Source organism: Halonotius roseus (genome assembly GCF_006861655.1).
Classification (GTDB): Archaea; Halobacteriota; Halobacteria; order Halobacteriales; family Haloferacaceae; genus Halonotius; species Halonotius roseus.
The window spans coordinates 1-22019 of the sequence record NZ_SESI01000001.1; the positions used below are offsets into that span (position 1 = coordinate 1).

A 22019-nucleotide genomic window follows, 5' to 3' on the forward strand; every position below is an offset into this window, starting at 1 on the left:
CGCGGACGATGCTCTACGACATCAACGAGCTCGAATGGGACGACGAACTCCTCGACGAGTTCAACGTTCCGCGGGAGATCCTCCCCGAAGTTCGTCCGTCCTCGGACGACGAAACCTACGGTTCCACCGACGCCGACGGCTTCCTCGGCGCCGAAGTGCCTGTTGCAGGCGCGCTCGGCGACCAGCAGGCCGCGCTGTTCGGCCAGACCTGCTTCGACGCAGGTGACGCCAAGAACACGTACGGTACCGGCTCGTTCATGCTCATGAACACCGGCAACGAGGCCGTCAGCTCCGATCACGGTCTGCTCACCACGATCGGCTTCCAGAAATCCGGCGGCGACGTCCAGTACGCCCTTGAAGGTTCGATCTTCATCACTGGCGCGGCCATCGAGTGGCTCGAAGACATGACGCTCATCGAGGACGCTGCGGAGTCCGAAGAACTCGCACGCAGCGTCGACTCAACTGACGGCGTCTATGTTGTCCCGGCGTTCACTGGCCTCGGTGCCCCGCACTGGGATCAGCGCGCACGCGGGACGATCGTCGGCATGACGCGTGGTACCCGACGCGAACACATCGTTCGCGCCACGCTCGAATCCATCGCCTACCAGACGAAGGATGTCGCCGAGGCAATGGTCTCGGACGCCGACATCGATCTCTCCAGTCTGCGTGTCGACGGCGGAGCTGTGAAGAACAACTTCCTCTGTCAGCTTCAGTCGAACATCATCGGCACGGAGATCGTCCGGCCGGTCGTCGACGAGACGACCGCCCTCGGTGCAGCCTACGCCGCCGGCCTCGCCGTCGGCTACTGGGACACGGTTGACGAACTCCGCGACAACTGGCAGGTCGACCGACGCTTCCCTGTCGACGAGGACGCCGACATCGAAGTCAACTACGACCGCTGGAAAGACGCCGTCGAGCGATCCGAAGACTGGGCCCGAGACGAAGAGTAAGCCGTCCCGAGTTCCGTTATTTTTTGCTGTGCGAAACCCTCATGCCGACAGCGTGCCGAGCGTCGCGTATGCGCTGGAAGCTGTTTGCGGATCTCGCCGAGCGCGCCGGTGACGACGAGATCGAGGTCTCCGTCGATGGCAGCGAGCCAACCGCCGACGACGCGCTTGCGGCCTTACTGGCTGACTACCCTGAGTTGGAAGAACGGGTGTTCACAGCCGACGGCGATCTCGAATCCCATCTCAATCTGCTGCGGAACGGCGAGAACGTCAGCGACACCGGTCTCGCCACCCCCGTCAGCGACGACGACGAGCTCGCGCTGTTTCCACCGGTCAGCGGTGGGTAACCGACCGCTGCCACCGCTACCCACAGACTCAACACGGTATAGCGACACTGCGCAGATATGTATGCGGTCGTCGGCTGCAACAACTGCAGTATGCTGTGGCTCCTTACTGATCCCGACAGTGCTGACTCCGCGCAGTGCCCGCGATGTGAGCGAACGCATCAAACAAGCAAGCTGAAACGGTTGTTCGAATCCGAGGATCGATCGGCGGCCAGAGAGGCCCGGTCGGCGTTGCTGGCGAAAAAACAGGGCGACTCCGAAGCCTTCGCCGATGTCGCCCATATCTCCGAACTCGAACAGCAGGCCGAGGACGCCGGGATCGACGACCGCGAGTATCTGGAAGGATCCGGTATCGACGCCGACAGCGTCGCTGCCGCGGGCGAGACGACACGCGAGACGGCGGGCTCCCACGACGAGATCGTCCGCGAAGCCGTCCGCGAGGCTGGCGACGATGACCGACCGACAGCGTCCGAAATCGTCGCCTACGCCGCCGACCGTGGCGTGCCGAACGAAAAGACACGCAAACTCCTCGAAAAGCTCTGTCGGGTGGGCGATGCCTCCGAAAGCCGCGGTCGGTATCGGCTGCTGTAACTCGCGGCGGCGACCGCACCTCGCAGTCAGCGACCCAGCGATTCGTGCGCACTCGACAGATGCCGCGAGCCGAGCGCGGCGAGCAAGGAGAGTTCGCCCGCCAACGCGCCGACCGCGATCGCCTCTGCCAGCGCGTCGGCGTTGCTGCCGGCGGGATCGCCACCGCCGCCGACGCCGAGGATGTCGAGAGCCTCTGATTGGGTTGGGAGCTTCGTTCCGCCGCCGACGGTGCCGACTTCGAGACTCGCCAGCGACACCGACATGTAGAGATCGCCGTCGTCAGTCTCTTCGGCGGTCGTGATCGCGTTCGCACCCTCGACGACTTGGGCTTCGTCCTGTCCAGTGGCCAGAAACATCGCCGCGACCGGGTTGGCGACATGGGCGTTGAACCCGAGCGCGCCCGCTTTTGCCGAGCCGAGCAGATTCTTTCGGGTGTTGATCTCGGCGATCGCTTCGGGTGTCGTATCCAGCGTCTCGGCGACGACCTCACCGGGCACAACGACATCGGCGGTCACCGAGCGGCCGCGGCCCTCGACGGCGTTGATGGCGGCCGGTTTTTTGTCCGTACAGAGGTTCCCCGACAGCGCGACTAGGGAGGCGGCCGTCTCGCGTTCGACGACCTCGCAGGCCGCTTTCGTGGCGATGGTGACCATGTTCATTCCCATCGCGTCCTTCGTATCGTAGCGGAATCGGAGATAGACGTTGTTGCCGACGACGTAGGGTGTCACGTCCTGTAACTCGCCGTGGTTCGTCGTCTCCTCGGCGGCCTCCCGCAGCGTGGCCTCGTTGTCCCGAACCCACTCGACGAGCGCGAGGGCTTCGGCCACGTCGGTAACGCTGAACACCGGCGCGCGCGTCATCCCGGCTTTCGTCACGCGGGCGGTCGCGCCGCCGGATTTGTTGATGACCGAACAGCCCCGATTCACGGAGGCCAACAGCGCGCCCTCGGTCGTCGCCAGCGGGAGGTATCGCTCGTCGTCCAGCGCGGCCCCGTTGATATCGACCGGGCCGACAACGCCCAGCGGCACCTGCACGGTGCCGATCATATTTTCGATGTTTGGCTCGGCGACCTCCGCCGGGAAGCCGTAGTCGCCGATGGCCTCGCAGTCAGCGTCGGCAGCGGTTTCGACGACCTGCCGGCGGACGGCGGCGGCGGTGTCAGGATCGGTGTGGTCGGCCAGTTCGTGGAGGCGAAGCTTGCCGGCCTCGACGCGCTCGACGAGATCGGCCACGCGGTCGGCGTCTGCGGTCATAGGGAGGCCTGCGGGCGGCGGTTGCTAAGGGTTGTCGGTTGTCGCTGTCGACGGCGGCCGATCACCGTACGATCACCACCGATGGTCGACTGTCGACCGGAGGAACGTGAGTTGGTGGCCGACGACTGTCTCAAAGTCGGCCTCGAAAACGCTCATGTGGTCGGCCGGGAGTTCGATGTACGTCGACTCCGGGATGCGGTCGGCGGCGGCTGCCGGCCCCTCGGCGGGAACGATCTGGTCGTGACTCCCGCCGATGACGAGCGCGGGACAGCGGATCTCATCGACGGTCGTGATCGGTCGATATCCGGGCAGCGCGAGAAAAATCTGTGCCGGCAGTCGATTGACCCAGTCGGAGTCGCGGTCGACCGCATCGAGGATCGCTCGCCGCGCGCCGGGAGCAGTCAGCACCGCGAACTCGCCGGGCTCATCGACGAGTCGCACCTCGTGACCCCGGCCGACTTTTGCGCCGACTGCGTCCCGCAAACCAGCAAGCGTTGATCTGAGAAACCGCTTGGGCTGTCGCAGCGAGCGGCGAAGTTCCTGCCGGCCGTCGACGAATGGGGCCGTTGTGATCACCCCAGCGACACGAAAATCGTCGGCAGCGACCGAGAGGACGTGACCACCCGAAAAGGAGTACCCCCAGAGAACGAGCCGGTTACTGTCGACAGCATCGGTGTCGATCATCGTCTCGATCGCGGCCTCGTAGTCAGCGATCTGTTTGGCTGGATCAGCGAGCCCCCGTGGCTCGCCGTCGCTGTCGCCGTGGTGCCGGAAGTCGAAGACGAACGCGGCGAAGCCGGCGGCCGCGAACCGCTCGGCGACCGCCGGGAGGACGAAGGATCGCCACATCCCGAGGCCAGGAGCCATGACGACGACCGGCGGCGTGTCGACGTCGGCAGGCAGATACAGCGTGCCCACACAGGTCTCGCCGTCGCTGTCGAACTCGATGGTGCGGGTCGAGTACGCCTCCGGCGTCGGGCGGCGAAGCGACTGCTGGGCTCGCGCGTTCGGGCGTCGACGGCCACGGGGGCGAGCTGACTCGCTCATCGGGCCTCCGGGTGCAGGGTGGCTGTGTTGGTCATACATCCTCTCTGTCGGCTGGGAACTAAACCGTTGACCCGAACCATCGACCAAGAGCCAAACTGCACATCGTTTGTAAGCGACCGCAAACGACCACTTGCGAGCCGGGTAGTGACCAAATTCAGTATATCTGATGCTAAGCGTCGTTTCGAGGCTTTTTTATCTTGTAGCGACGATCTACTCGGATAGTACCCCGTCATGAGAGCACGGCTCCAGCGCGCGTTCGAAACCATCGGGTGGGCCGGAACCGCCCTCCTGTTGGTGCTTTTCGGCCTCTATCAGGGGATCCAACAGCAGGTGCTCACCGTCGAACTGCTGTGGCTCTCCCTCGAAGTTGTCTGGCTTGATGCCGTTTCGGCCAGCCTCGTGTTTACCGGCTTCATCCTATTCACAGGATTACTGCTGATTCACGAAGTCTCGACGCCCGCGACCAACGTGACCGAGATCACCGATGGCCCAAAGCTGACTGCCATCATCCCGGTGTACCGCGACGGCAACGTCCTGTATCGGAGCGTCGAGAGCCTCCGGGAGTCGAGCTACGAGAACCTCGAGATCGTCGTCGCCTGCGAACCCGACGACGAGGCGACGATCACGACTGCTGAATCCATGGCTGACGATGTGGTGTCGGTCATGATCAACGAGTATCCGGGCTCGAAAGCCGGCGCGATCCAGACGGTTGTCGAGCGATCCGCAAGCGACTCGTTCGCCGTCTTCGATGCCGACGAGGTCGTTGACAAGTCGTTCCTCGCCAGCGGTATGGGCGCGCTCCACGTCGAGGGCTACGACGTGTTTCAGGGCCGGCGGGTTCCCGAGCCGACCGGGCTCGTCGAGACGCTGGCGTACTGTGAGCGCGTCACGTTCCACGCCAGCTACAAGCTGGTCGAACTCACCGGGTTCCGCAACTGCCGGAGCTCATCGACCGTGTTCACCCGCGAAGCCTACGAGACGGTCGGTGGCTACGACGACCTGCTGACCGAGGATCTCGCCTTCGCCCACAAATGCTACCGCCACGACCTCTCGGTTCGACAGGCCCGAAACTACACCAGCCTGATGGAAGCCCCGCATACGCTCGCGGATTTCTGGGGCCAGCGCAAGCGGTGGCGGATCGGCCAGGTTGAGGTGCTGCACGCGTCGCTGACGGGCCGACTCACCGACGGGATCCGACACCGCCGCTGGATCTCGATGTCGCGGATGATCACGAGCATCGGCGGGAGCATCTTCCTGCTGGTGTTGCTCTCGAAGCTGTTCGTCCTGGTGTTGCTCAACGCCACACTGTACTACCTGCTGCCGATCGTCGCCACCGCGCTCGTCGCCGCCGGTGTCGGGTGGGCCGACTCACGAGCCGGTGATATCGGCTCGGTCGTCCCGATCACGCTCGTCGCGCCGCTGGTCTACCCGGTCTTCGGCGTGTTGATGCTCCGGTCGATCCTTGAGTACGCCCTCAGCTGGGATGGCACGTGGTACCACGTCGAGAAGACGGGTACCTGACCGGTATCCGCGTCACTTATTGAACTCGCCGACCCACCTCGGGTATGTCCCGACTGCTGCGCGACCGGCAGTCCCTCCCTGCCCGTGATGATCTGCCGTGGTGGCTGTCGCCGGTGCCGACGACGCTGGAGAACCTTGGCTTCCGGCTCGTCTGGCTCGTCGTCGCCATCAACCTCGCGGGCACCGCCTTCGGGTTTTGGTACTACCGGGCGCAGTTTGCCGCGACGCCAGCCGAGATGTGGCTGTTCGTGCCTGACAGCCCGATGGCGACGCTGTTTATTGCTGGTGCGTTCGCGCTGTGGGCACTCGGACGGCAACACGACACGCTGACCGCGCTGGCGTTTTTTGGCAACATCAAACTCGGGCTCTGGACGCCGTGGGTGCTCGTTGTCTTCGCCGAGGAGTTCCTTGCGTTCACCCCACTGCCGCTGTATGCGTTTCTGCTCGTGAGCCATCTCGCCATGGTCGTCCAAGCGTTCGTCCTCCACCGTCTCACCGACTTTCCGGTTCGGGCGGTCGGCCTCGCAGTCCTGTGGTATACGGTCGATCTCACGGTCGATTACTTCGTTCCAATCGTCGGCGAGCCACATCATACGGCGATCCCGCTGGCCCGCGAGACACCGATCGCGCTGGAGGCGACGGCGTTCCAGCTGGCGGCGTGGGGCGCGGTCGTCCTGACCATTATCCCGCTGTTTTGGGCGTTGGCAACGCGGGTTCGGAAGCGCGACAGCGAGCGGCCACGCGATAGCTAACCGGGAGGCGACGAGAGGTTTTACCGGCTGGCACGCCAGGGATCTGTATGTCCACAGACGACGAGGTTCGGCTGTGTATTGTGGGTGCCGGACTCGCCGCGGCGGGGATGGCCGACGCGCTCAGCGAGGAGGGGATCTCGATCACGGTTCTCGAAAAGAGCCGCGGCGTCGGCGGCCGCGCGGCCACCCGTCGCCGCAACGGCTGTCGGTACGACCACGGCGCGAACTACATCAAAGACAGCGACGAGCGAACCCGTGAGCTGCTGGAGTCGCTCGGCACAGACGGCCTCGTCGATATCGACGCCCCGGTGTGGCCCTTCGATTCCGACGGGACGATCTCCGAAAGCGAGCGGCCGGAGTCCCACAAATGGACGTGGGAGGCCGGCATCACCCAACTCGCAAAGCGGCTGTTCGGCCGGACTGACGCTGAGATCCGAAAAGAAACCCGTGTCGACGCGCTTCGAGAGGATCCAGCAGGCTGGACGATCAGTGATACGGACGGAGCAACACACGGCCCGTTTGACGCCGTCGTGTTGACGCCGCCGGCCCCTCAGACAGCCGATCTGCTTCGAGCAACCGAACTCGTCGACGGCGAGGGCGACCTCGCCGCGGCCACCGACGCTGTCGATCAGGTACCGTATCGGACGATCCGAGCGGTCCTGCTGCATTACCCCTTTGAGATCGATCGCCCCTACTACGCACTGGTCAACGACGACCGCGAGCACGAGATCGGCTGGCTGTCGCGGGAATCCTGCAAACCCGGTCACGTGCCGGCCGGCGAGGAGTTGCTTGTCGTTCAGATGGCTCCCGACTGGTCGACAGCGAACTACGATATCCCGCTCGACGACGCCGCAAGCGAGGTTGCTGAGCAGGCGGCACAGCTGCTCGATGACGACCGCCTCACAGAGCCCGACTGGGTCGACGACCAGGGCTGGCGGTACGCCCTGCCGGATGCTGGCGTCGACAGCGAGGCCGTCGCACCGCTGGAAGCACACGGCCTCTATGTCGCTGGCGACTGGGTTGTTGGCGAGGGCCGAGCCCACGAGGCCCTGTGGTGCGGCGTCGACGTTGGCGAACGACTCGCGGCGACGATATGACCGACCGCCGAGTACAGAGCTTTTTGTCCGTGTAGGGCATCGTGATCCGTATGACAACCCTCCAGATCGATTTCCACGTCCACTCGGAGGGTTCCTACGACGGCCACGAGCCGGTCGAACTCATCCTCGAACACGCCGCCGACATCGGCCTCGACGCTGTCGTCATCACCGACCACGACGTGATTCACGAATCCACGCGTGCAGCCGATCTCGCGGCCGACTACGGCCTCATCGGGATCCCCGGTGTCGAGGTCTCGACCGCCCACGGCCACCTGCTTGCGATCGGTGTCGAGGAGATGCCGCCACGCCGCGCCCCCTACGAGGAGACGGTCGCCTGGATCCGCGACCACGGCGGCGTCGCCATCGTCCCCCACCCATTCCAGCGCACCCGCCACGGCGTCCGCAAGAAGAACATCCCCGATGTCGACGCGATCGAGACGTTCAACGCGTGGCTGTTCACCGGCTACAAGAACCAACGCGCCAGGCGGTACGCCGAGGCCTACGGCTACCCGACGGTCGCCGCCAGCGACGCCCACACGCTGCCGTACGTCGGCCGCGCATACACCGAGATCACGATCCCGGAGGCCGACCGCACGGCGGTCACAAGCGCGGACGTGTTGACGGCGATCCGGGAGGGGTCGACAGCGGTACAGGGGCGGCGCGCGCCTGTGCCGATGGCGGCCAGACATTACGCGATCGGCGCGGCGCGGAAAAGCGGCTACTACGCGAAGGAAGGAACCCTGCAGACGGCCGCCTATGCCAGATTCGGGACGCTCAAAAGCGGATCGCTCATCAAAACAGGCGTTGAAAAAGGACTGCGTGGCGTCGGAAAACTGCTCGCTGCAGTCCGGTAGCGCGGCCGACTACCGCGTCACCGGGAAATCAAGCACGTCGTCGAACTCCTCGCGGAGGGCCTCGGTGTCGACCGGTTTTGTGACGTAGCCGTCGGCACCGGCGCGGGCGGCCTCCCGCATCTTTTCATTTTGCGAGACGCTGGTGACCATCACGACAGTGGTCTCCGGCGATCGATCCTTGATACGGCGGAGGGATTCGATCCCGTTGAGCTCCGGCATCATGATGTCCATCGTGATGACATCCGGTCGCTTTGCTTCGAACACCTTGATGGCCTCCCGGCCGTTTTCGGCCGTTCCGACGACATCGAACCAGTTACCGATCGTATTCGAGACGATGTTTCGCTGGAACGAGGAGTCGTCGACAACGATCGCCTGCTGGGTCATAGCCGTAGGTCGCTGGGTGCGTATATAATGGTTGCTCATCATGTTCCGCTGGAAGATAGTCCAGACGCTGTGGTCGGCTCAGTCGTCCGACGACCGCGGCTGGAACGAAAGCGTCGACAAATCGAGAGACCAGCCACGGAGAAAGCGTCCAAGTACCCACAGCCCAGCACCAAACGAGATGAGATACAGATACTGTAGTTCCCACGGCTCTTGAATCAGGGCGCGTTCGACAGTGACTGTCTCGACAGACTGTAACGTCCCGTGCGCACCGATCTCCGTTCCGACAGCCGCATCAGCCACCGACTCACCGGTCAGCGTGAACCGAACGGGTTGCCCGCGTGGGTCGGTTTCGATGACGACGGGATCGGTTGTAACAACAGTGCCCCAGACCGTCACCTGATCGCCGACAACAGCGTCGCCGTCGGTTGCGATGGCTTCGGGGCCGGGATATCGCCCGTCCGCCGCGTTCGGCGCGAGCGTGCCATGCCACACCGAGAGACCGGCCAACAGTCCGATGAGGAGTCCGACGACAAGGAGCCGCCGACCGCGTGGCGTCATTGGCTCAGTATGCCGACAGCAGACTCAAAGCTATTGGGATCACAAGCCGGAGCAGAAAGGTATAGGGGCGAGAATCGAACCTCAGTCGTTTCGCTCACTACGTTCGCTTCACTCCCTGCTTCGATTCTCTTTTGCTTGACCTTCTCCTCACAGAAGTCTATTCGCGGTGCTCCATACGGAGCACACGCTCATAAGGTGAGGTTCGGAGAAGGTCCAGGGGCGAGAATCGAACCGAAGCCAGACGTGCTCGCTGACGCTGCGCGCGACTGGCAGGGTTCGATCTCTTCAGATGGACTTGTAGCTCCTCGCGTGAGTGCTCGGAGCAGAAAGGTCCAGGGGCGAGAATCGAACCCGCGTCTCAGCCTCCACAAGGCTGAAGGATAGTCCACTACCCTACCCCGGACACGCATCCCATCGTATTCCGCTCGGGAAGATATACGTTACGACTCGGTGACTCCGCGGGAACCGCTGGCATCCAACCGCCGACCGCCGAGCGCGACGTTTTTGTCGTCGCCGCCGCTATCGCCAGGTAGCTGTGGCCATCACGGACAAGATCTACGTCAAAAACCATCGCCAACTCGCCTCGCAGTTGGATACGAGCTTCCCGAAAAGCGCGTTTGCGGGGGCAACGCTGGATCTACTGTTTACCGGCGATAGCCTCGCCAAACTCGACAGCACGACCCGTGACCGCGTCCTCGATTTCTCCGAGGATTTCCTCGACTGTAGCTGTGAGTCCCACCCCTACTGTGGCTGTGCCGAACGGAAATTTATCGACTACCTGCTGGAACTCCGCGCTCAGGGGTTCGGCCCCGACGCCATCGTCGACGTGATGGGCGACGACTACATGCTGTATGCCTACTCCGGCGACATCCTCTCATTTCTCGATCAGTCAGTCCGCACGCTGGAGGCCGCCGAAGCCCTGGCCGAGATTGAGGACACGGGTCGGAGCGACGCGATCAGAGCCGCAAAACGAGATCTCACCGGCTGAGCCAGCAGGATATCTCAGCCGAGGCGGAACGTTGGTTCATCTTCCTCGTCGGCCCCGACCTCCGAATCAAGATCCTCAAGCCGGACGATATCCTCCTCGTCTTCGGTTTGCTCATCAAGCCGGTCGTGGAGATACGTCACATACTGCTTGTGCTCCTCAAGCTGTTCGCGGAGGTGGTCAGCTTCGAGTTCGAGCCGTTCGTGCTCCCGGACGAAGCTCTTCGGCACCTCGACCTTCGGCGGGAAGGCGTCGGTGTCGTCGACCTCATCGATGCGTGCTTCGGGGACGACCTCAACCTGACCGTCGTGGGCAACGAGTGTCTCGACGTACTCCCGGAAGACCGCCGACAGCGAGATGTCGCGCTCCTCAGCGATCTCCCGCAGCTTCTCGAAGGAGTCCTCGTTGACGCGGAAGGAGATCGTCTTATTCTTGTTTCCCATCGTGGTACCTCAGTTGGTCGCTAGTGGGGGACGCGAATACTTAATGATTCGTCAGACGTTAGTTACCACATACAGAAGATAGACAACGATTGTGAGCTAGCTATTTATTATCTATCTCTAACGCCATGATTCAGATACTATCCATTGGATTGACACAGCTGCCAGTTGCACTACAAGCAAGTTTAATAACAGGATTCATTACACTTCTCGCAGTTGTCATTTCACAGATAGCGATAGAATATCGGCGTAACACGCAAGAACAGGAAGAAATTAACGCGATTAAGGCAGCTCTCAAAGCCGAGCTTAGACAGATGCAGTATATCGATGAGCTACCTGATGACTGGAAATCCTCAGAAAAAGTTTCTTCTGATGGACAAATACCAATTGAAATGATACCTCCAGCAGAGCATATCTCAACAACGATCTACAATGAGAATGCGTCCGAATTAGGTAAATTGGATGCCGATGAAGTAGAGAAACTCGTCGAATTTTACGGAAATATAGAATATGTTAAATCTCTGATAACCGATATTCGAGAGAATAAACCAGAATCAGAAAATCCCTATGAAGGACTATGGGTATTACTAATCAGCTACAGAGGAATGAGAAAAGATTTGATTCAAATGTTAGACGGTGATTTAGAACCGGAAAACGTGAATTCCTCGCAAGTTATAAAAAAAGTTGGAGGAGAGCTAACAGAAGCCGAAAATGTGGAGCCTCCATCTCCTGAGGAAATCTTAGATAAATAAATAACGCTGAGTCGACGGGAAAATTATCAGGCTTGTGGGCTAGGGTCGGCGGCGTCAACGGCGTTTGCGTCGTCGCTATTGTCGTTGCCATCAGCGAGTTCATCCGTGGTTTCGAGGCTTTCGAGCCCTTCGATCACGGTGTCAGTGTACCCCGAGACATCGTCGCCGTACTGCTCAGTTGCCATCCGAGCGTACTCGTTGCCGGCGTCGTCGAAGGCCTCGATCCGATCGAGCGTCCGGTCGGCCGTCTCGACGACCCAGCGGTCACGGGTGGCGGCATCTACCTCGGTGATCGATTCGGGGCGGACGGAGACGTTGATCTCGCCGTCGTCGGTTTCGTAGGTGCGGGGCTTGCCAACGACCGCGACGTAGGCCGGCGGTTCAGCCTCACGCAGCGCGCTGGCGGCGTCGGGCTGGTACTGACCGGCGTAGACGAAGAAGGTTCCCGTCGGATCGACGATCCGGCCGCGCCAGTACTCGTTGTCCTCGCCGACATCCTCGGTTTCGGTGAGTGTGCCAACGATGAACACGCGGTTGGCGCGCTCGCCGGTCGGCAACAGCAGGTAGACCGGCGCGCGGTCGTCGTCGCTCTCCTTGAATGTGTAGCTGGCGTCGTTGAACTCACCGGCGAACACACGCTGTGCGACCTCGCGGCTGACAGATTCGGATTCGGATTCGCTCATCTTAGATCGACCTCGCTTTGATCAGCACGCTCTCGGCATCTGCTGGCCCGTCGTGTTGTTCGAACTCGTTTGCGAGCACGTAGCGGCCGAGTGTCGGCCCGGTGACGGTGAAATACCGGCCGAGGATATCGGCACGCATCTCGTCGGCAACGACCGTTGTATCGAGGGCGTCCTTGGCGAGCTGTTTGGCCTCCTCCAGCTCGATACCGGTCAGCTTCTCGGTGGCCTCGCGGTTGAAGATCACGTCCTGTACCTCGTGGCCGTCGTCGAGGACAGCCTTGATCCGGAGATCGAACTCGCCGTCGACCTCGCCGTGTTCGGCACACCGACCGTTCTGGAGCACGCGCGTACAGTTCTCCTCGGGACAGCGTTTGATCAGGCCGCTGCCCGACTGCACGTCGACCAGCGCGCCCTCAACTGTCTCGCTGTTGTCGCCGACCTCGATCTCCTCGTCGATCTCGGTGATCGTTGTCGTGCGGTTGAGTTTGACGGAGTAAGTGCCCTGGTACTCGTCGGTGACGACGTTCGAGAGCTCGTAGCACTGCCCTTCTTCGAGCTGTTCGAGCTCGCTCGTCTCGAAGGCGACGAACTTGATCGTCCCCGACTCATCGCCAAGCAGGCCGACCTGGGAGATGGAGTCGCTGCGGGGATCCCAGAGATCGACCAGCTTCACGCGCAGGTCGACCCACTGCTCGTCTTGGTCGACATCGTTGACCAGTACTTGGTCGTTGCCGCCCTGGCTGATCTCATCGCGTTCGATGCCGGCTTCTTCGAGGTAGCTGTTTCTGACGCTCCGCGTGGCCTCATCAAGGGGTACCTGGTACTCCTCGACAAGCTGTTGGAGCTTCGTTTCGACCTCGTCTTCGGTGACATCGACATGGTCTGAGAACTGTTCTGCAATCTCGGCTGCGTGTGTTCGCAGTTCGGTCATGGTGGTTGCCTCCGCGGTGTTTTCAATGGGAGACATACGGTGGTTGGTTCCGGATCGTATAAAAGGTATTGGGAGGGGAGTGAATGTAAAATTCGACAGCAGGCGAGCGGGTGGATCGATAGCGGGTCAGTCTCAACGATGGGTGTTGGCCTCATGAATCTAAACTGACGCACTGGCAACGAACCTAAACCAACTCTCGCCGAAAGGAGGCTATGGACGAGAGCGTCGAAGGCTTCCTGCGGGAGCGACTCCGGGCAGCCGGCCGAACCTACGAGCGCACACGCGCCGCCGTACAGGAAGGCCAAGCCGCCGTCGACGACAGCGAGGCGTTGCCAACCGACGAGAAGGGCCGTGCGAAGCTTGTCTGTCGCCGCCACGCAACGAAGCGGGCTGTCGCGCTCGACGGGGAGGGCCGGCCCGTCTGTTTCGACGCCGATCACATCGACTGCATCGGGTGTGTCGAGGATATCGAGGCCGGGCGGATCGAAACCTGGTAGGCGTCGAAAAGGCGCGATCGACTACTCAGCTGCCTGTCGAACGCGGATCGCACCCTCGGTTGTCAGGCTGACGAAAAGCCGCGTTTTGACGTTCCGCCCCTCAACAGCCGAGGAGGCGGCATCACTGACCCGTTTCATCAGGTCGGGTGCGGTGTAGCTGACCTTGATCCCTGCCTCGTCGGCGGCATCGAAGATCAGATTTGGTACATCGTAGAGATCGGTCTCCGGTGGGATCTCAACGCGAACGGGGGCCGAAAGCGACTCCGCAAACCCAACCGTTTCGGTCGCTTTTTCGACATTTTCGCGGGCGCTACTCTCGATATTCGAGACGTTGGCCCGTGAGGTGCCGAGTCTGTCGGCGATATCCCGCTGGCGGAGGCCGTGTTCCCGAAGCGCGAGCACCTCGGCTTGCCGACGCGTGAGCACGTTTGTCTCCGGATCGAAGCCGATCCGATCGAGAAGCGCGGCGACATCGATCCCCTCATCGTCCGCATCCGGGATCGTCGCGGGTGGCGTGCGATCACTGTCGGTCATTACTCAGGGATTGTCAGCGAGTCGCAAAAAGCTACAGATTTGACTGTCCATGGCAGGGGCATGCGAGAGCTGGGGTCAGCCGCCCCAGAAGTTCTCACGGCTGCCGAGGCGGTCACGGTCGGGGCGATCCGGGCCATCATCATCGGACTCATCGTCTGCGTCCTCGTCGGCTGCGTCTTCGCTATCGTCGTCGGAGTCGTCGTCGACACCGGCCTCGTCGGCAGCCTCCGACTCGTCGGCTTCGTCGTCCTCGTCGTCCTCCAGCGGCAGGCGTTCGACGATCTTTTTCGCGCGAGCGTGGCTTCCCTTGACGCGATCGATCCGCACCTTCGCGCGAGCCGGCGGGAGGAGCCCGTCGACAAAAACAATAAAGCCATCCTGGGTGCTGCCGACGCCGGCCCCGCTTTCGTGGATATCATCGATGTCGACGATGACCTCCTCGCCGGGGGTAACCGGCTGCTGTTTGAGCTCGCTGATCGGCATCCCGTAGTGCTGACACCACTCCGCGCCGCCACGGTTCTCCTCGTAGTGTTGACACCCCATGCCCTGTACCCGCTCGGAGAAGCTGGGGCAGTCATCCGCCAGTGGACAGTTCGCCATACACCGTCGTAGCAAAGCCCCCGTCTAAACGCTTCCGCTGCCGCTATCAGCAAACGCGTGACTCTTTGCCATTCGGCGCGAGTCACGTGTATGAACCGGTATGCCCCCGAGTTGGCGTTGATCGCGGGCGCGATCCTCGGGCTCGCAGCTGGGGGGTTCGTCCTGTTTTCACTCGGTGAGCCGGCCTCGGCGATCGTCGCAACGGCCGTCTGCTGGTATCCGTTCGCCGCCTATGCGGTGGCCACAAGCGAGTCGCCGACAGCAGTGGTACCCCCGCGGCTCGTCACGGTTGTTGCCGGCGGTGCGGCGATCATCGTCTGGGGTGGGATCGTGGCACAGCGGTCAGCGACGGTCGAAGCAGGAGTGGGTGGGTTGCTGTTGGCGCTCTGTGTCTTTCTCCCGGTGGCGAGCTACGCCTGTCGCTACGGGGCTCCACCAGCACGCGGGCGATCAGAAGCCGTCTTCGTTGCAACAACCCTCGGCGCGGCCGGGTTGCTCGCCGTCGGTGGTCTCGCCGCGACCGGGGCTGCGGCCGTCAGCGCGCTGCTGGTGTATCTGGCCGGCTGGCTCTTCTATGCTGCCTACGACAACCCGACACAGCAACGACACCGACACACATTACTCGGTGGGATGGGGCTGGCCGCTGGGCTGGTTGTCGTGGCTGGCCTCACCGCGGGGCCATCCGAACCGCTTGTCGCGGCGGCACTGGTCGCCGCCTTCGGCCCGCTGTTCGGCTACGTGTTGACAACCGACCGCCGCTGAGTGGTCGACGCGCTCACATGAAATCGTGCACGTCGGAGTACCACATGTCGTGGTGGTCGACCGCATCGATGCGCTCGGCGATCTCGACGGCCAACGCGTGCCAACACTGTTCGTCCGCATCGAGGTTGTACTGGCTGTCCTTACAGGTACAGCCGCCGTCTTCGATCACATACTCGGATTCGTAGCCGACGACGACGGTGAAATCGCGGTACTGTTTGACCCGCTGTTCGGCGACCGCATCGATCGCCCGCCCCCCGCGGTCGCCGTGGGCCGACAGGATCGCTGTCACGATCGCCGGCCGAAGCTCACCGGCCTCGGCGAGTGCCGCCCGCCAGTCGTCGACCTCGGTCACAGCCGGGGTATGCGGACGCCACCCTAATCAGGTTCGGTGTTCTTTTTGTCGTCCCGCCGCAGACGGTCGCTATGGAACTCAGCGAGGGCGGCGTTGAGATCGCCGTCGACCAGCCGCGGGACGGGACACGGGAGGGCAGCGGCGACGGCGTCTTCTTCAACCCGACGATGGAGCTCAACCGGGATATCACGGTTGCTGTGCTGCGCGCCTATCAGGAGCGGGAACCCCGCGTCGCCACCTATCTCGACGGGATGGCAGCGTCGGGGATTCGCGGCGTTCGCGCGGCCAACGAGGGATATGAGGTGACCTGCTGTGATACCGACAGCGAGGCCGTCGAGTTGGCCCGCGAGAATCTCGCGCGCAACGATCTCGATGGATCAGCCACCGAACGCAACGTCAACGCCCTGCTGCACGAGGAGATGTTCGATATCGTCGATCTCGACCCCTTCGGCACGCCGATCCCCTTCGCTGACGCCGCCTTCGCCCAAACTCGCAATATGGTCTGTGTGACCGCGACCGACACCGCGCCGCTCTGTGGGGCGCATCTCAACAGCGGCAAACGCAAGTACAGCGCGGTGCCGCGCAACACCGACTACCATCCTGAGATGGGGTTGCGAACGCTGATCTCCGCGCTGGTTCGCACCGCCGCACGCTACGACGTGGCCGCCGTCCCGATTTGCTCACACGTCAGCCGCCACTACGCCCGCACCTATCTCGAACTCGACCGTAGCGCGAGCCGCGCCGACGACCTGCTCGACTCGCTTGGGTATGTCCACCACTGCGAGGACTGTCTGGCCCGCGACCACGAGTTCGGCTGGTATCCAGAATCGTCGCCCGAGACCTGCCCGAACTGCGGGAGCAACCGCGTCGTCACCGCCGGCCCGATCTGGCTCGGCGCGGTCGCCGACGAAGAGTTTACCGAACTGGTTCGCCAGCAACTCAGCCCCGAGTTGGGCGAACGAAAGCAGGCCGACAAGCTGCTGTCGACAGTCGCCGCCGAACTCGACACACCAACCCACTACGATCAGCATCGTCTCTGCAAGCAGTGGGGCGTGCCGGCCAACGCGATGGACGAGTTTCTCGACGATTTGCGAGCCGCCGGCTACGAGGCGACCCCCGCTCAGTACAGCGGTACCGCGTTCAAAACCGACGCGGATGTGACCGAGATCCGTGAGGCGGCCGCTCCTGCCGCCGACAGCTGAGTTGCTGCATCACGCTGTCACAGTACCGATATGCGTGAGTACGCACCCTGTTGAGACACTGCCAAAGCCGCAACTCTAGAACGGAATATTATGTGAACGACTCAGATGTTTCTCGAATAAAGCTATCACAGAGCCATCGTAACGGACCCATGCTCAGTGAGATGGCGTACGTTTGCTGGGTTTGCGCAGCGATCGGAACAGCATGTTTCGTGCGAAACGTCTCGGGCACCCCTCTCAGTGAGAAACCCAGTCATCGATAAACTCCTCTTGCCCACGGAACGCCGAACGCGATGGATAGGTATCGACGAGCGTGTCGATGGCGGCCGCCAGATCGACCGGCGAATGAGCGTGGTTTGCAACGAGAATCAGGCCCTCATGTTCGGACGGTGGAAGCGCGCTAAAATCCGAACAGTCCTTGGTTACGACGATGAGACCATGCTCTCGGGCGTATGGAAGGATCTCGCTGTGGTCTGCGACACCGGGTTCGAGGACATCAATGACGAGATCGGCGTGATACCCACGTTGGGTGAGTTGGGTGGCAACTTCTCGCCCGACGTTCTCGTCGAGGAAGAAGCCCCACTCAGAGTCACCCATTTAGGGAGGTGCGACGCCGTCCGGCCGGGTTGCGTTGATCTCTTCGCGGTGGGCGTCGGTTTGCTCTTTTCGCGCCTCACGGACAGCCGCCATCTTTTCCGGGTGGGTGTGATAGTACGCGAGTGCTTGATAGACGGCCGCGAGATCGAGATCGTAGTCCGCAGCGGTCGCCTGCGGTGTGTCGCCGATCTCCTCAACGCGGTCGCGGAGCTGGAGCACTGAGATCCGCCGCCCCTCGACATGCGGCTCATCAAGGAGCTTCTCCGCGACGCCCGACGTTTGTACTGCCATCCTATTTCTAGGTAAGTGTGGCAACAAATATAATTTTCCCGAGCCCAGCCAAATCCCAGAAGCGACCATTCTTGGATCGAGGTATCCAACAGCTGCGCTGTGTGGGCGATCCATCTTGCACGCCCGGCACCCATGTTACGCTCATCGGTGTTTCGCTCAGTTGGGAAGGAGCCAATGGGGACGTTGTTAATTGGGGAGAGGCTGTTCAGCAATCTTTGACAATGAGAATAGGCATTGATTACCGACGCCGAAGCCCGACCAACCCCGACTACTTTTCGGCGACTCCCCACAACAGGGAGTCGTGAACGCTCGAACACGGGCCGCGTCAACGACGAAGGCGGTCGTGGCGACGGCCAGAGACAAGGAGATCACCTTTCTGGCCGCCGCCGTCGCCTACTACGCCTTCGCCTCGTTGCTGCCGGCACTGCTGTTGTTGCTCGTCGTGGCGACAACACTCGGTGGCGCAAACGTCGCCGACCAACTCGTCACCCTGACCAGCGGCTTTCTGACGCCGGCCGGCCAGGAGACGATCACCGGCGCGATCGCCGACGCCCCCGGTGCCGGCGGCGCGACCGTCGTCGGGGTCGCCGTTCTCGCGTGGAGCACGCTCAAAGTCTTCCGCGCGCTCGACACCGCCTTTTTGACCGTCTACGGCCAGACCGACACCGCGGGGTTCGGTGGACAGCTCCGGGACGCGATACTGGTCGTTCTCGGGATCGGCGGCGGGATGGTAGTCATGATCGTGCTTGCGGTCGTGTTGGCCGCGCTCCCGCTCGGCCCGTTCGGCTGGCTGGTCGGGATTTTTGGGCTGCCCGGCGTGTTGGCGCTCGCCTTGCTGCCCGTCTACCGGCAGTTTCCGAACCCGCCGATCCCGGTGCGGGAGGCCCTGCCGGGGACGGTCTTCGCGGCAGTTGGCTGGACGCTACTGCAGGCCGGCTTTCAGCTGTATGCCGCAAGCGCGACCCAGTACGCCGCCTACGGCGTCATCGGCGGGATTCTGCTGTTGGTGACGTGGCTGTATCTCGCGGCGAACATCGTGATCCTGGGGGCGATCATCAACGCGGTACTGGCCGGCGTCGATAGTGTGGAGGTACCGACATGACTGAACTGTTCGGCCTCGGTTCCGATTCCGGATCGGCAGTTACAACACCCCGGCAGCCGAGATGTCGGATACATGTCGCCTGAGCGAACCGGTGAGGAGTCGACTGCTGACGACGGGTCGAGCGGCGGCGACGGCGCGGATGCGACAGCGGCCGACGACGGCGACCGCGTCGAGCCGCGCGGTGCCCCGGATATCGGCGATCTCGACGACCGACTCGCGGAACTTCGCGCGGAGTTCGACGAGTTCGAGGATGATATCGAGGATCGAACCGTCGACAAATCGGCCGTCGAATCCGATCTCAAACGGTACGTCCGCCGGAAGCTTCGCCGCGGCCACGCCCGCGGCTGGGGCCCGTATCTCGTCTTGCTGTACGGCACGATCATGACGCTCGGCGCGTTCTATTGGCTCCAGAACGACTGGGTAGCGATCCTTGCGATGCTGATCATCTTTCTGTCGACGCTCGGCCTCTACACGCTGTTCGTCATCGTCGGCGTCGGGTTCAACGTCCTTGGCGCGCCCGGCAAGGCTCTCGATCTCGTGCGTGATCGACGGGACTGAGCGCGGCGTTTGTGCCGACAGCGGCGGCTGACGGGCGTCTGACGCTGGGATAGGCTTAGGTGGCTGCCGCCCGATAAACAGCTCAAATGGTCAAATCCACAGTCAGATTCTCCGAGACGGTGATGGATCGCGTCGAGGAGCTTGTCTCCGGCGATCAGTTCTCCAGCAAATCGGAGTTCCAGCGGTTTGCCGTCGAGTACGTCCTGTCGGAAATCGACGACTACGAACCCGAAATGCTGGATTTCGATGATGTCCGCGATGAGGTGTTTCCTGATCGTGTAGAGCGGGGGGAGGTAGCCGGCGAGGACGACGGCGAGTTCTACCAGGTCGCCGCTCGCGTCCGACAGTTCGCCTTGCGCGGTGAGATCGACACCGCCCGCGAGTTGATCGATACACAGTATCCCGCGACCGACCCGCGGGCGATGGTGCTCGACGACATCATCGAAACCTACCGCACCGGTGACTCGCTGGGGAACCGCGTTGCCACCGAGTGATCGTTCGCCGCGATGAGTGAGCCACACGTCCTCGGACTCGTCGGAAGCCTCCGCGAGCACAGCTACACCCGGCTGGCGACCGCCCACGCGCTTCGCGGAGCCGAGGCCGCCGGCGCGACAACGGAGTTGCTCGATCTCCGTGAGTATGACCTGCCGCCGTTGAACCCCGACATGGACGAACAGGGCGATAGCGCGACCGTTATCGATCGCGTCGACAACGCCGATGCCGTGATCCTCGGCAGTCCGATGTATCACGGTTCGTACTCCGGCGTGCTGAAAAACGCACTCGACTACTGCGGATTCGACGAGTTTGAGGGGAAAACCGTCGGCCTGCTTGCCGTTTCTGGTGGTGCGTTCCCGGTGACGACACTGGAACATCTCCGGTCGGTCTGTCGCGCGCTCAACGCGTGGGTACTCCCACATCAGGCCGCAGTTCCAAAGGCCCACGGCGCGTTCGAAAACGGCGAATTCGTCGACAGCGACACCGCCGACCGGGTGTCGACACTCGGCGAGCGTGTCGTTCGGTATGCGGATATCGAGCGCGAGCCGCCGACATTCGAGAGCGACCAAAACCAGGGAGCAGACGACTGACGGGTCGCACACCTCACTCGGCGTTCGACAGCCCGGTCGACCTGCTGTGTTTCCCAAAATAGCCTGAAGCAGACCGATTATAGTTATCCAGCCGTTGAGAGCAACTATGAGCCAAGATCCACTGGAGACGGTGCAGACGCTGCTTGAATCGGTGATCGAGGAGACCGACGACGCCGAGGTTCATTACAAGCTGCGCTCGGCACTCCAGATCCTGGAAGCAAGCAAGGAGGAGGTTTCGACGCTGAAGGAGGCCGCCGCGGATCACCCGGAGCTCGAAGACCGACTCAGCGATCTCGGCTACCTGTAGTCACGCCGGCCGAAGGTGCTCACAGTCGCCGGCATGGACGATCTGCTCGCCGCTGTCGGTGTCGACGACGAGCGCGCCGGGGAACTGTACGTCGACGGCCTCGCCCTCGATCTGTTCTCGGCCCGTATCGACACGGACTGTCCGGCCGAGCGTGCTGCTGTAGGCCCGCCACTGCTCGATGACCGTGTCTGGATCGGCCACCAGCGTCGACAGCGATTCGAGGATCGTCTGAAGCACCGCCCGGCGATCGACCGCGCCGACCTGTTCTTGGAGGCTTGTCGCGCCGGCCGGCAGCGCGTCGCCGGCGATGTTGACGTTGAGCCCGATGCCCACAAGCAGCCACGAGACGCGATCGGCCTCGCCTTCCATCTCGGTGAGAATCCCCGAGAGCTTCCGGCCGCCGCGGTCGTCGGCCGGGTCGTCACCTTCGTCCACATCGCCGCCTTCGCTGTCGTCGTCGACGAGCACGTCGTTGGGCCATTTGAGCGTCGCGTCGACGCCGACGGCGCGACAGGCGTCGACGACGGCGACGCCGGCCGCCAGCGTCACCAGCGGGACATGCGCCGCCGGCAACGACGGATCGAGCACCGTCGACGCCCAGATCCCGCCGGGTGGAGAGTCCCACGATCGCTCAAGTCGCCCCCGACCGCCGGTCTGTTCGTCTGCAACGACGACGACATCGCGGTCGCCGTCGGCCGCCAGCTCGCGGGCGCGATCGTTCGTACTCCCGATCGAGTCGTGGTACTCGACGGTGTACGGGGCGTCTAACTCGTATTCGATGGCGGCCGCGCCGTAGTCGGGTACCGCCGTGATCGCGTAGCCGTCGTCGGTGCTCTCGATGGCAAAGCCATCGTCCCGCAGGGCTTCGACCTGTTTCCAGACGGCGGCCCGCGAGACACCCAGCTTCTCGGCGAGTGCCGGCCCCGATATCGGCCCCTCGGCGAAGGCCGAAAGCAGTTCACGACGCGTCTCGTTCATACCCCCAGCTTCGACGCC

At 62.7% G+C, this 22019-nt stretch carries 30 protein-coding genes and 1 tRNA gene; 17 read left to right on the forward strand and 14 right to left on the reverse strand.

The genetic code is table 11. From position 1 onward, the window contains the following. The 3 genes from EWF95_RS00005 to EWF95_RS00015 form a co-directional block, all read left to right on the forward strand. A partial coding sequence (locus EWF95_RS00005) for an FGGY family carbohydrate kinase (RefSeq protein WP_246055602.1) occupies positions 1 to 950 on the forward strand: 950 nt, incomplete at its 5' end. Between the two features lie 68 nt (positions 951 to 1018). After that, entirely contained in the window at positions 1019 to 1294 is a 276-nt protein-coding gene (locus tag EWF95_RS00010; protein WP_142441943.1) for a ubiquitin-like small modifier protein 1, read from the forward strand. Between the two features lie 57 nt (positions 1295 to 1351). Beyond that, entirely contained in the window at positions 1352 to 1882 is a 531-nt protein-coding gene (locus EWF95_RS00015; protein ID WP_142441944.1) for a DUF5817 domain-containing protein, read from the forward strand. Between the two features lie 26 nt (positions 1883 to 1908). On the opposite strand, the gene hmgA is transcribed toward EWF95_RS00015, so the two are convergent. Further along, the gene (gene hmgA / locus EWF95_RS00020) at positions 1909 to 3135 is read right to left on the reverse strand and encodes a hydroxymethylglutaryl-CoA reductase (NADPH) (RefSeq protein WP_142441945.1); all 1227 of its coding nucleotides are present in this window, start codon (positions 3133 to 3135) and stop codon (positions 1909 to 1911) included. A 72-nt stretch (positions 3136 to 3207) separates the two neighbouring features. Continuing rightward, positions 3208 to 4182 carry an alpha/beta hydrolase gene (locus EWF95_RS00025; RefSeq protein WP_142441946.1) on the reverse strand — a complete coding sequence of 325 codons (975 nt, stop codon included), beginning with the start codon at positions 4180 to 4182 and terminating at the stop codon, positions 3208 to 3210. Positions 4183 to 4413: 231 nt separating this feature from the next. Here EWF95_RS00025 and EWF95_RS00030 point away from each other — a divergent pair, with 231 nt between their 5' ends. The 4 genes from EWF95_RS00030 to EWF95_RS00045 are packed head-to-tail and all read left to right on the forward strand — an operon-like array spanning position 4414 to position 8406. Next, positions 4414 to 5703, forward strand: coding sequence for a glycosyltransferase (locus tag EWF95_RS00030; protein WP_142441947.1), 1290 nt, complete (start codon positions 4414 to 4416; stop codon positions 5701 to 5703). A 44-nt stretch (positions 5704 to 5747) separates the two neighbouring features. Further along, positions 5748 to 6455 (forward strand): DUF1405 domain-containing protein, encoded by a 708-nt coding sequence (locus EWF95_RS00035; RefSeq protein WP_142441948.1) that lies wholly within the window; start codon positions 5748 to 5750, stop codon positions 6453 to 6455. A 47-nt stretch (positions 6456 to 6502) separates the two neighbouring features. Beyond that, the gene (locus EWF95_RS00040) at positions 6503 to 7552 is read left to right on the forward strand and encodes an NAD(P)/FAD-dependent oxidoreductase (RefSeq protein ID WP_142441949.1); all 1050 of its coding nucleotides are present in this window, start codon (positions 6503 to 6505) and stop codon (positions 7550 to 7552) included. Between the two features lie 44 nt (positions 7553 to 7596). After that, complete coding sequence (locus EWF95_RS00045) at positions 7597 to 8406, forward strand: CehA/McbA family metallohydrolase (RefSeq protein WP_142443113.1); 810 nt, start codon at positions 7597 to 7599, stop codon at positions 8404 to 8406. 9 nt (positions 8407 to 8415) lie between these two features. Here EWF95_RS00045 and EWF95_RS00050 read toward each other — a convergent pair whose 3' ends face one another. The 3 genes from EWF95_RS00050 to EWF95_RS00060 form a co-directional block, all read right to left on the reverse strand. After that, on the reverse strand, positions 8416 to 8790 hold the full coding sequence (locus EWF95_RS00050) for a response regulator (protein ID WP_142441950.1): 375 nt from the start codon (positions 8788 to 8790) through the stop codon (positions 8416 to 8418). Positions 8791 to 8868: 78 nt separating this feature from the next. Further along, positions 8869 to 9348, reverse strand: a complete 480-nt coding sequence (locus EWF95_RS00055) for a hypothetical protein (protein ID WP_142441951.1) — start codon at positions 9346 to 9348, stop codon at positions 8869 to 8871. Positions 9349 to 9678: 330 nt separating this feature from the next. Further along, positions 9679 to 9751: transfer RNA gene (locus tag EWF95_RS00060), tRNA-His, on the reverse strand. Positions 9752 to 9883: 132 nt separating this feature from the next. On the opposite strand from EWF95_RS00060, the gene EWF95_RS00065 reads away from it, so the two are divergent. After that, positions 9884 to 10336 (forward strand): DUF5814 domain-containing protein, encoded by a 453-nt coding sequence (locus EWF95_RS00065; RefSeq protein WP_142441952.1) that lies wholly within the window; start codon positions 9884 to 9886, stop codon positions 10334 to 10336. Positions 10337 to 10350: 14 nt separating this feature from the next. Here EWF95_RS00065 and EWF95_RS00070 read toward each other — a convergent pair whose 3' ends face one another. Beyond that, positions 10351 to 10776 carry a ribbon-helix-helix protein, CopG family gene (locus EWF95_RS00070; RefSeq protein ID WP_142441953.1) on the reverse strand — a complete coding sequence of 142 codons (426 nt, stop codon included), beginning with the start codon at positions 10774 to 10776 and terminating at the stop codon, positions 10351 to 10353. 125 nt (positions 10777 to 10901) lie between these two features. Here EWF95_RS00070 and EWF95_RS00075 point away from each other — a divergent pair, with 125 nt between their 5' ends. Continuing rightward, a complete protein-coding gene (locus tag EWF95_RS00075; protein WP_142441954.1) occupies positions 10902 to 11525 on the forward strand; it encodes a hypothetical protein in 624 nt (207 codons plus the stop codon). Positions 11526 to 11551: 26 nt separating this feature from the next. Here the strand turns inward: EWF95_RS00075 and EWF95_RS00080 are convergent, their stop codons facing one another. Both EWF95_RS00080 and EWF95_RS00085 read right to left on the reverse strand, forming a co-directional pair. After that, positions 11552 to 12208: an RPA family protein gene (locus EWF95_RS00080; RefSeq protein WP_142441955.1), complete on the reverse strand. Its 657-nt coding sequence runs from the start codon at positions 12206 to 12208 to the stop codon at positions 11552 to 11554. 1 nt (position 12209) lies between these two features. Next, on the reverse strand, positions 12210 to 13139 hold the full coding sequence (locus EWF95_RS00085) for a replication factor A (RefSeq protein WP_142443114.1): 930 nt from the start codon (positions 13137 to 13139) through the stop codon (positions 12210 to 12212). Positions 13140 to 13351: 212 nt separating this feature from the next. Here EWF95_RS00085 and EWF95_RS00090 point away from each other — a divergent pair, with 212 nt between their 5' ends. Further along, the gene (locus EWF95_RS00090; RefSeq protein ID WP_142441956.1) at positions 13352 to 13636 is read left to right on the forward strand and encodes a DUF7091 family protein; all 285 of its coding nucleotides are present in this window, start codon (positions 13352 to 13354) and stop codon (positions 13634 to 13636) included. 21 nt (positions 13637 to 13657) lie between these two features. Here the strand turns inward: EWF95_RS00090 and EWF95_RS00095 are convergent, their stop codons facing one another. Both EWF95_RS00095 and EWF95_RS00100 read right to left on the reverse strand, forming a co-directional pair. Beyond that, positions 13658 to 14170, reverse strand: a complete 513-nt coding sequence (locus EWF95_RS00095) for a Tfx family DNA-binding protein (protein ID WP_142441957.1) — start codon at positions 14168 to 14170, stop codon at positions 13658 to 13660. Between the two features lie 75 nt (positions 14171 to 14245). After that, positions 14246 to 14770, reverse strand: a complete 525-nt coding sequence (locus EWF95_RS00100; RefSeq protein ID WP_142441958.1) for a TRAM domain-containing protein — start codon at positions 14768 to 14770, stop codon at positions 14246 to 14248. Positions 14771 to 14860: 90 nt separating this feature from the next. On the opposite strand from EWF95_RS00100, the gene EWF95_RS00105 reads away from it, so the two are divergent. Next, positions 14861 to 15532: a hypothetical protein gene (locus EWF95_RS00105; protein ID WP_142441959.1), complete on the forward strand. Its 672-nt coding sequence runs from the start codon at positions 14861 to 14863 to the stop codon at positions 15530 to 15532. Positions 15533 to 15545: 13 nt separating this feature from the next. Here EWF95_RS00105 and EWF95_RS00110 read toward each other — a convergent pair whose 3' ends face one another. Then, a complete protein-coding gene (locus EWF95_RS00110; RefSeq protein WP_142441960.1) occupies positions 15546 to 15884 on the reverse strand; it encodes an SWIM zinc finger family protein in 339 nt (112 codons plus the stop codon). Between the two features lie 71 nt (positions 15885 to 15955). Between EWF95_RS00110 and EWF95_RS00115 the strand changes: the two genes are divergently transcribed. After that, positions 15956 to 17086: a tRNA (guanine(26)-N(2))-dimethyltransferase gene (locus EWF95_RS00115; protein ID WP_142441961.1), complete on the forward strand. Its 1131-nt coding sequence runs from the start codon at positions 15956 to 15958 to the stop codon at positions 17084 to 17086. Between the two features lie 234 nt (positions 17087 to 17320). Here EWF95_RS00115 and EWF95_RS00120 read toward each other — a convergent pair whose 3' ends face one another. Both EWF95_RS00120 and EWF95_RS00125 read right to left on the reverse strand, forming a co-directional pair. After that, entirely contained in the window at positions 17321 to 17680 is a 360-nt protein-coding gene (locus tag EWF95_RS00120; RefSeq protein WP_142441962.1) for a DUF5615 family PIN-like protein, read from the reverse strand. Next, positions 17681 to 17971 (reverse strand): DUF433 domain-containing protein, encoded by a 291-nt coding sequence (locus tag EWF95_RS00125; RefSeq protein ID WP_142441963.1) that lies wholly within the window; start codon positions 17969 to 17971, stop codon positions 17681 to 17683. It lies immediately after the preceding gene. A gap of 301 nt (positions 17972 to 18272) precedes the next feature. On the opposite strand from EWF95_RS00125, the gene EWF95_RS13850 reads away from it, so the two are divergent. The 5 genes from EWF95_RS13850 to EWF95_RS00145 all read left to right on the forward strand — a co-directional run bounded on the left by EWF95_RS13850 (position 18273) and on the right by EWF95_RS00145 (position 21023). Continuing rightward, on the forward strand, positions 18273 to 19073 hold the full coding sequence (locus EWF95_RS13850) for a YihY/virulence factor BrkB family protein (RefSeq protein WP_321167566.1): 801 nt from the start codon (positions 18273 to 18275) through the stop codon (positions 19071 to 19073). Between the two features lie 72 nt (positions 19074 to 19145). After that, a complete protein-coding gene (locus tag EWF95_RS13855) occupies positions 19146 to 19631 on the forward strand; it encodes a hypothetical protein (protein WP_321167567.1) in 486 nt (161 codons plus the stop codon). Positions 19632 to 19717: 86 nt separating this feature from the next. Next, on the forward strand, positions 19718 to 20125 hold the full coding sequence (locus EWF95_RS00135) for a transcriptional regulator (protein WP_142441964.1): 408 nt from the start codon (positions 19718 to 19720) through the stop codon (positions 20123 to 20125). A 12-nt stretch (positions 20126 to 20137) separates the two neighbouring features. Beyond that, positions 20138 to 20716, forward strand: coding sequence for an NADPH-dependent FMN reductase (locus EWF95_RS00140; RefSeq protein ID WP_142441965.1), 579 nt, complete (start codon positions 20138 to 20140; stop codon positions 20714 to 20716). 106 nt (positions 20717 to 20822) lie between these two features. Further along, a complete protein-coding gene (locus EWF95_RS00145) occupies positions 20823 to 21023 on the forward strand; it encodes a hypothetical protein (protein WP_142441966.1) in 201 nt (66 codons plus the stop codon). On the opposite strand, the gene EWF95_RS00150 is transcribed toward EWF95_RS00145, so the two are convergent. After that, positions 21024 to 22001: a biotin--[acetyl-CoA-carboxylase] ligase gene (locus EWF95_RS00150; protein WP_142441967.1), complete on the reverse strand. Its 978-nt coding sequence runs from the start codon at positions 21999 to 22001 to the stop codon at positions 21024 to 21026. Between the last annotated feature and the right edge of the window lie 18 nt (positions 22002 to 22019).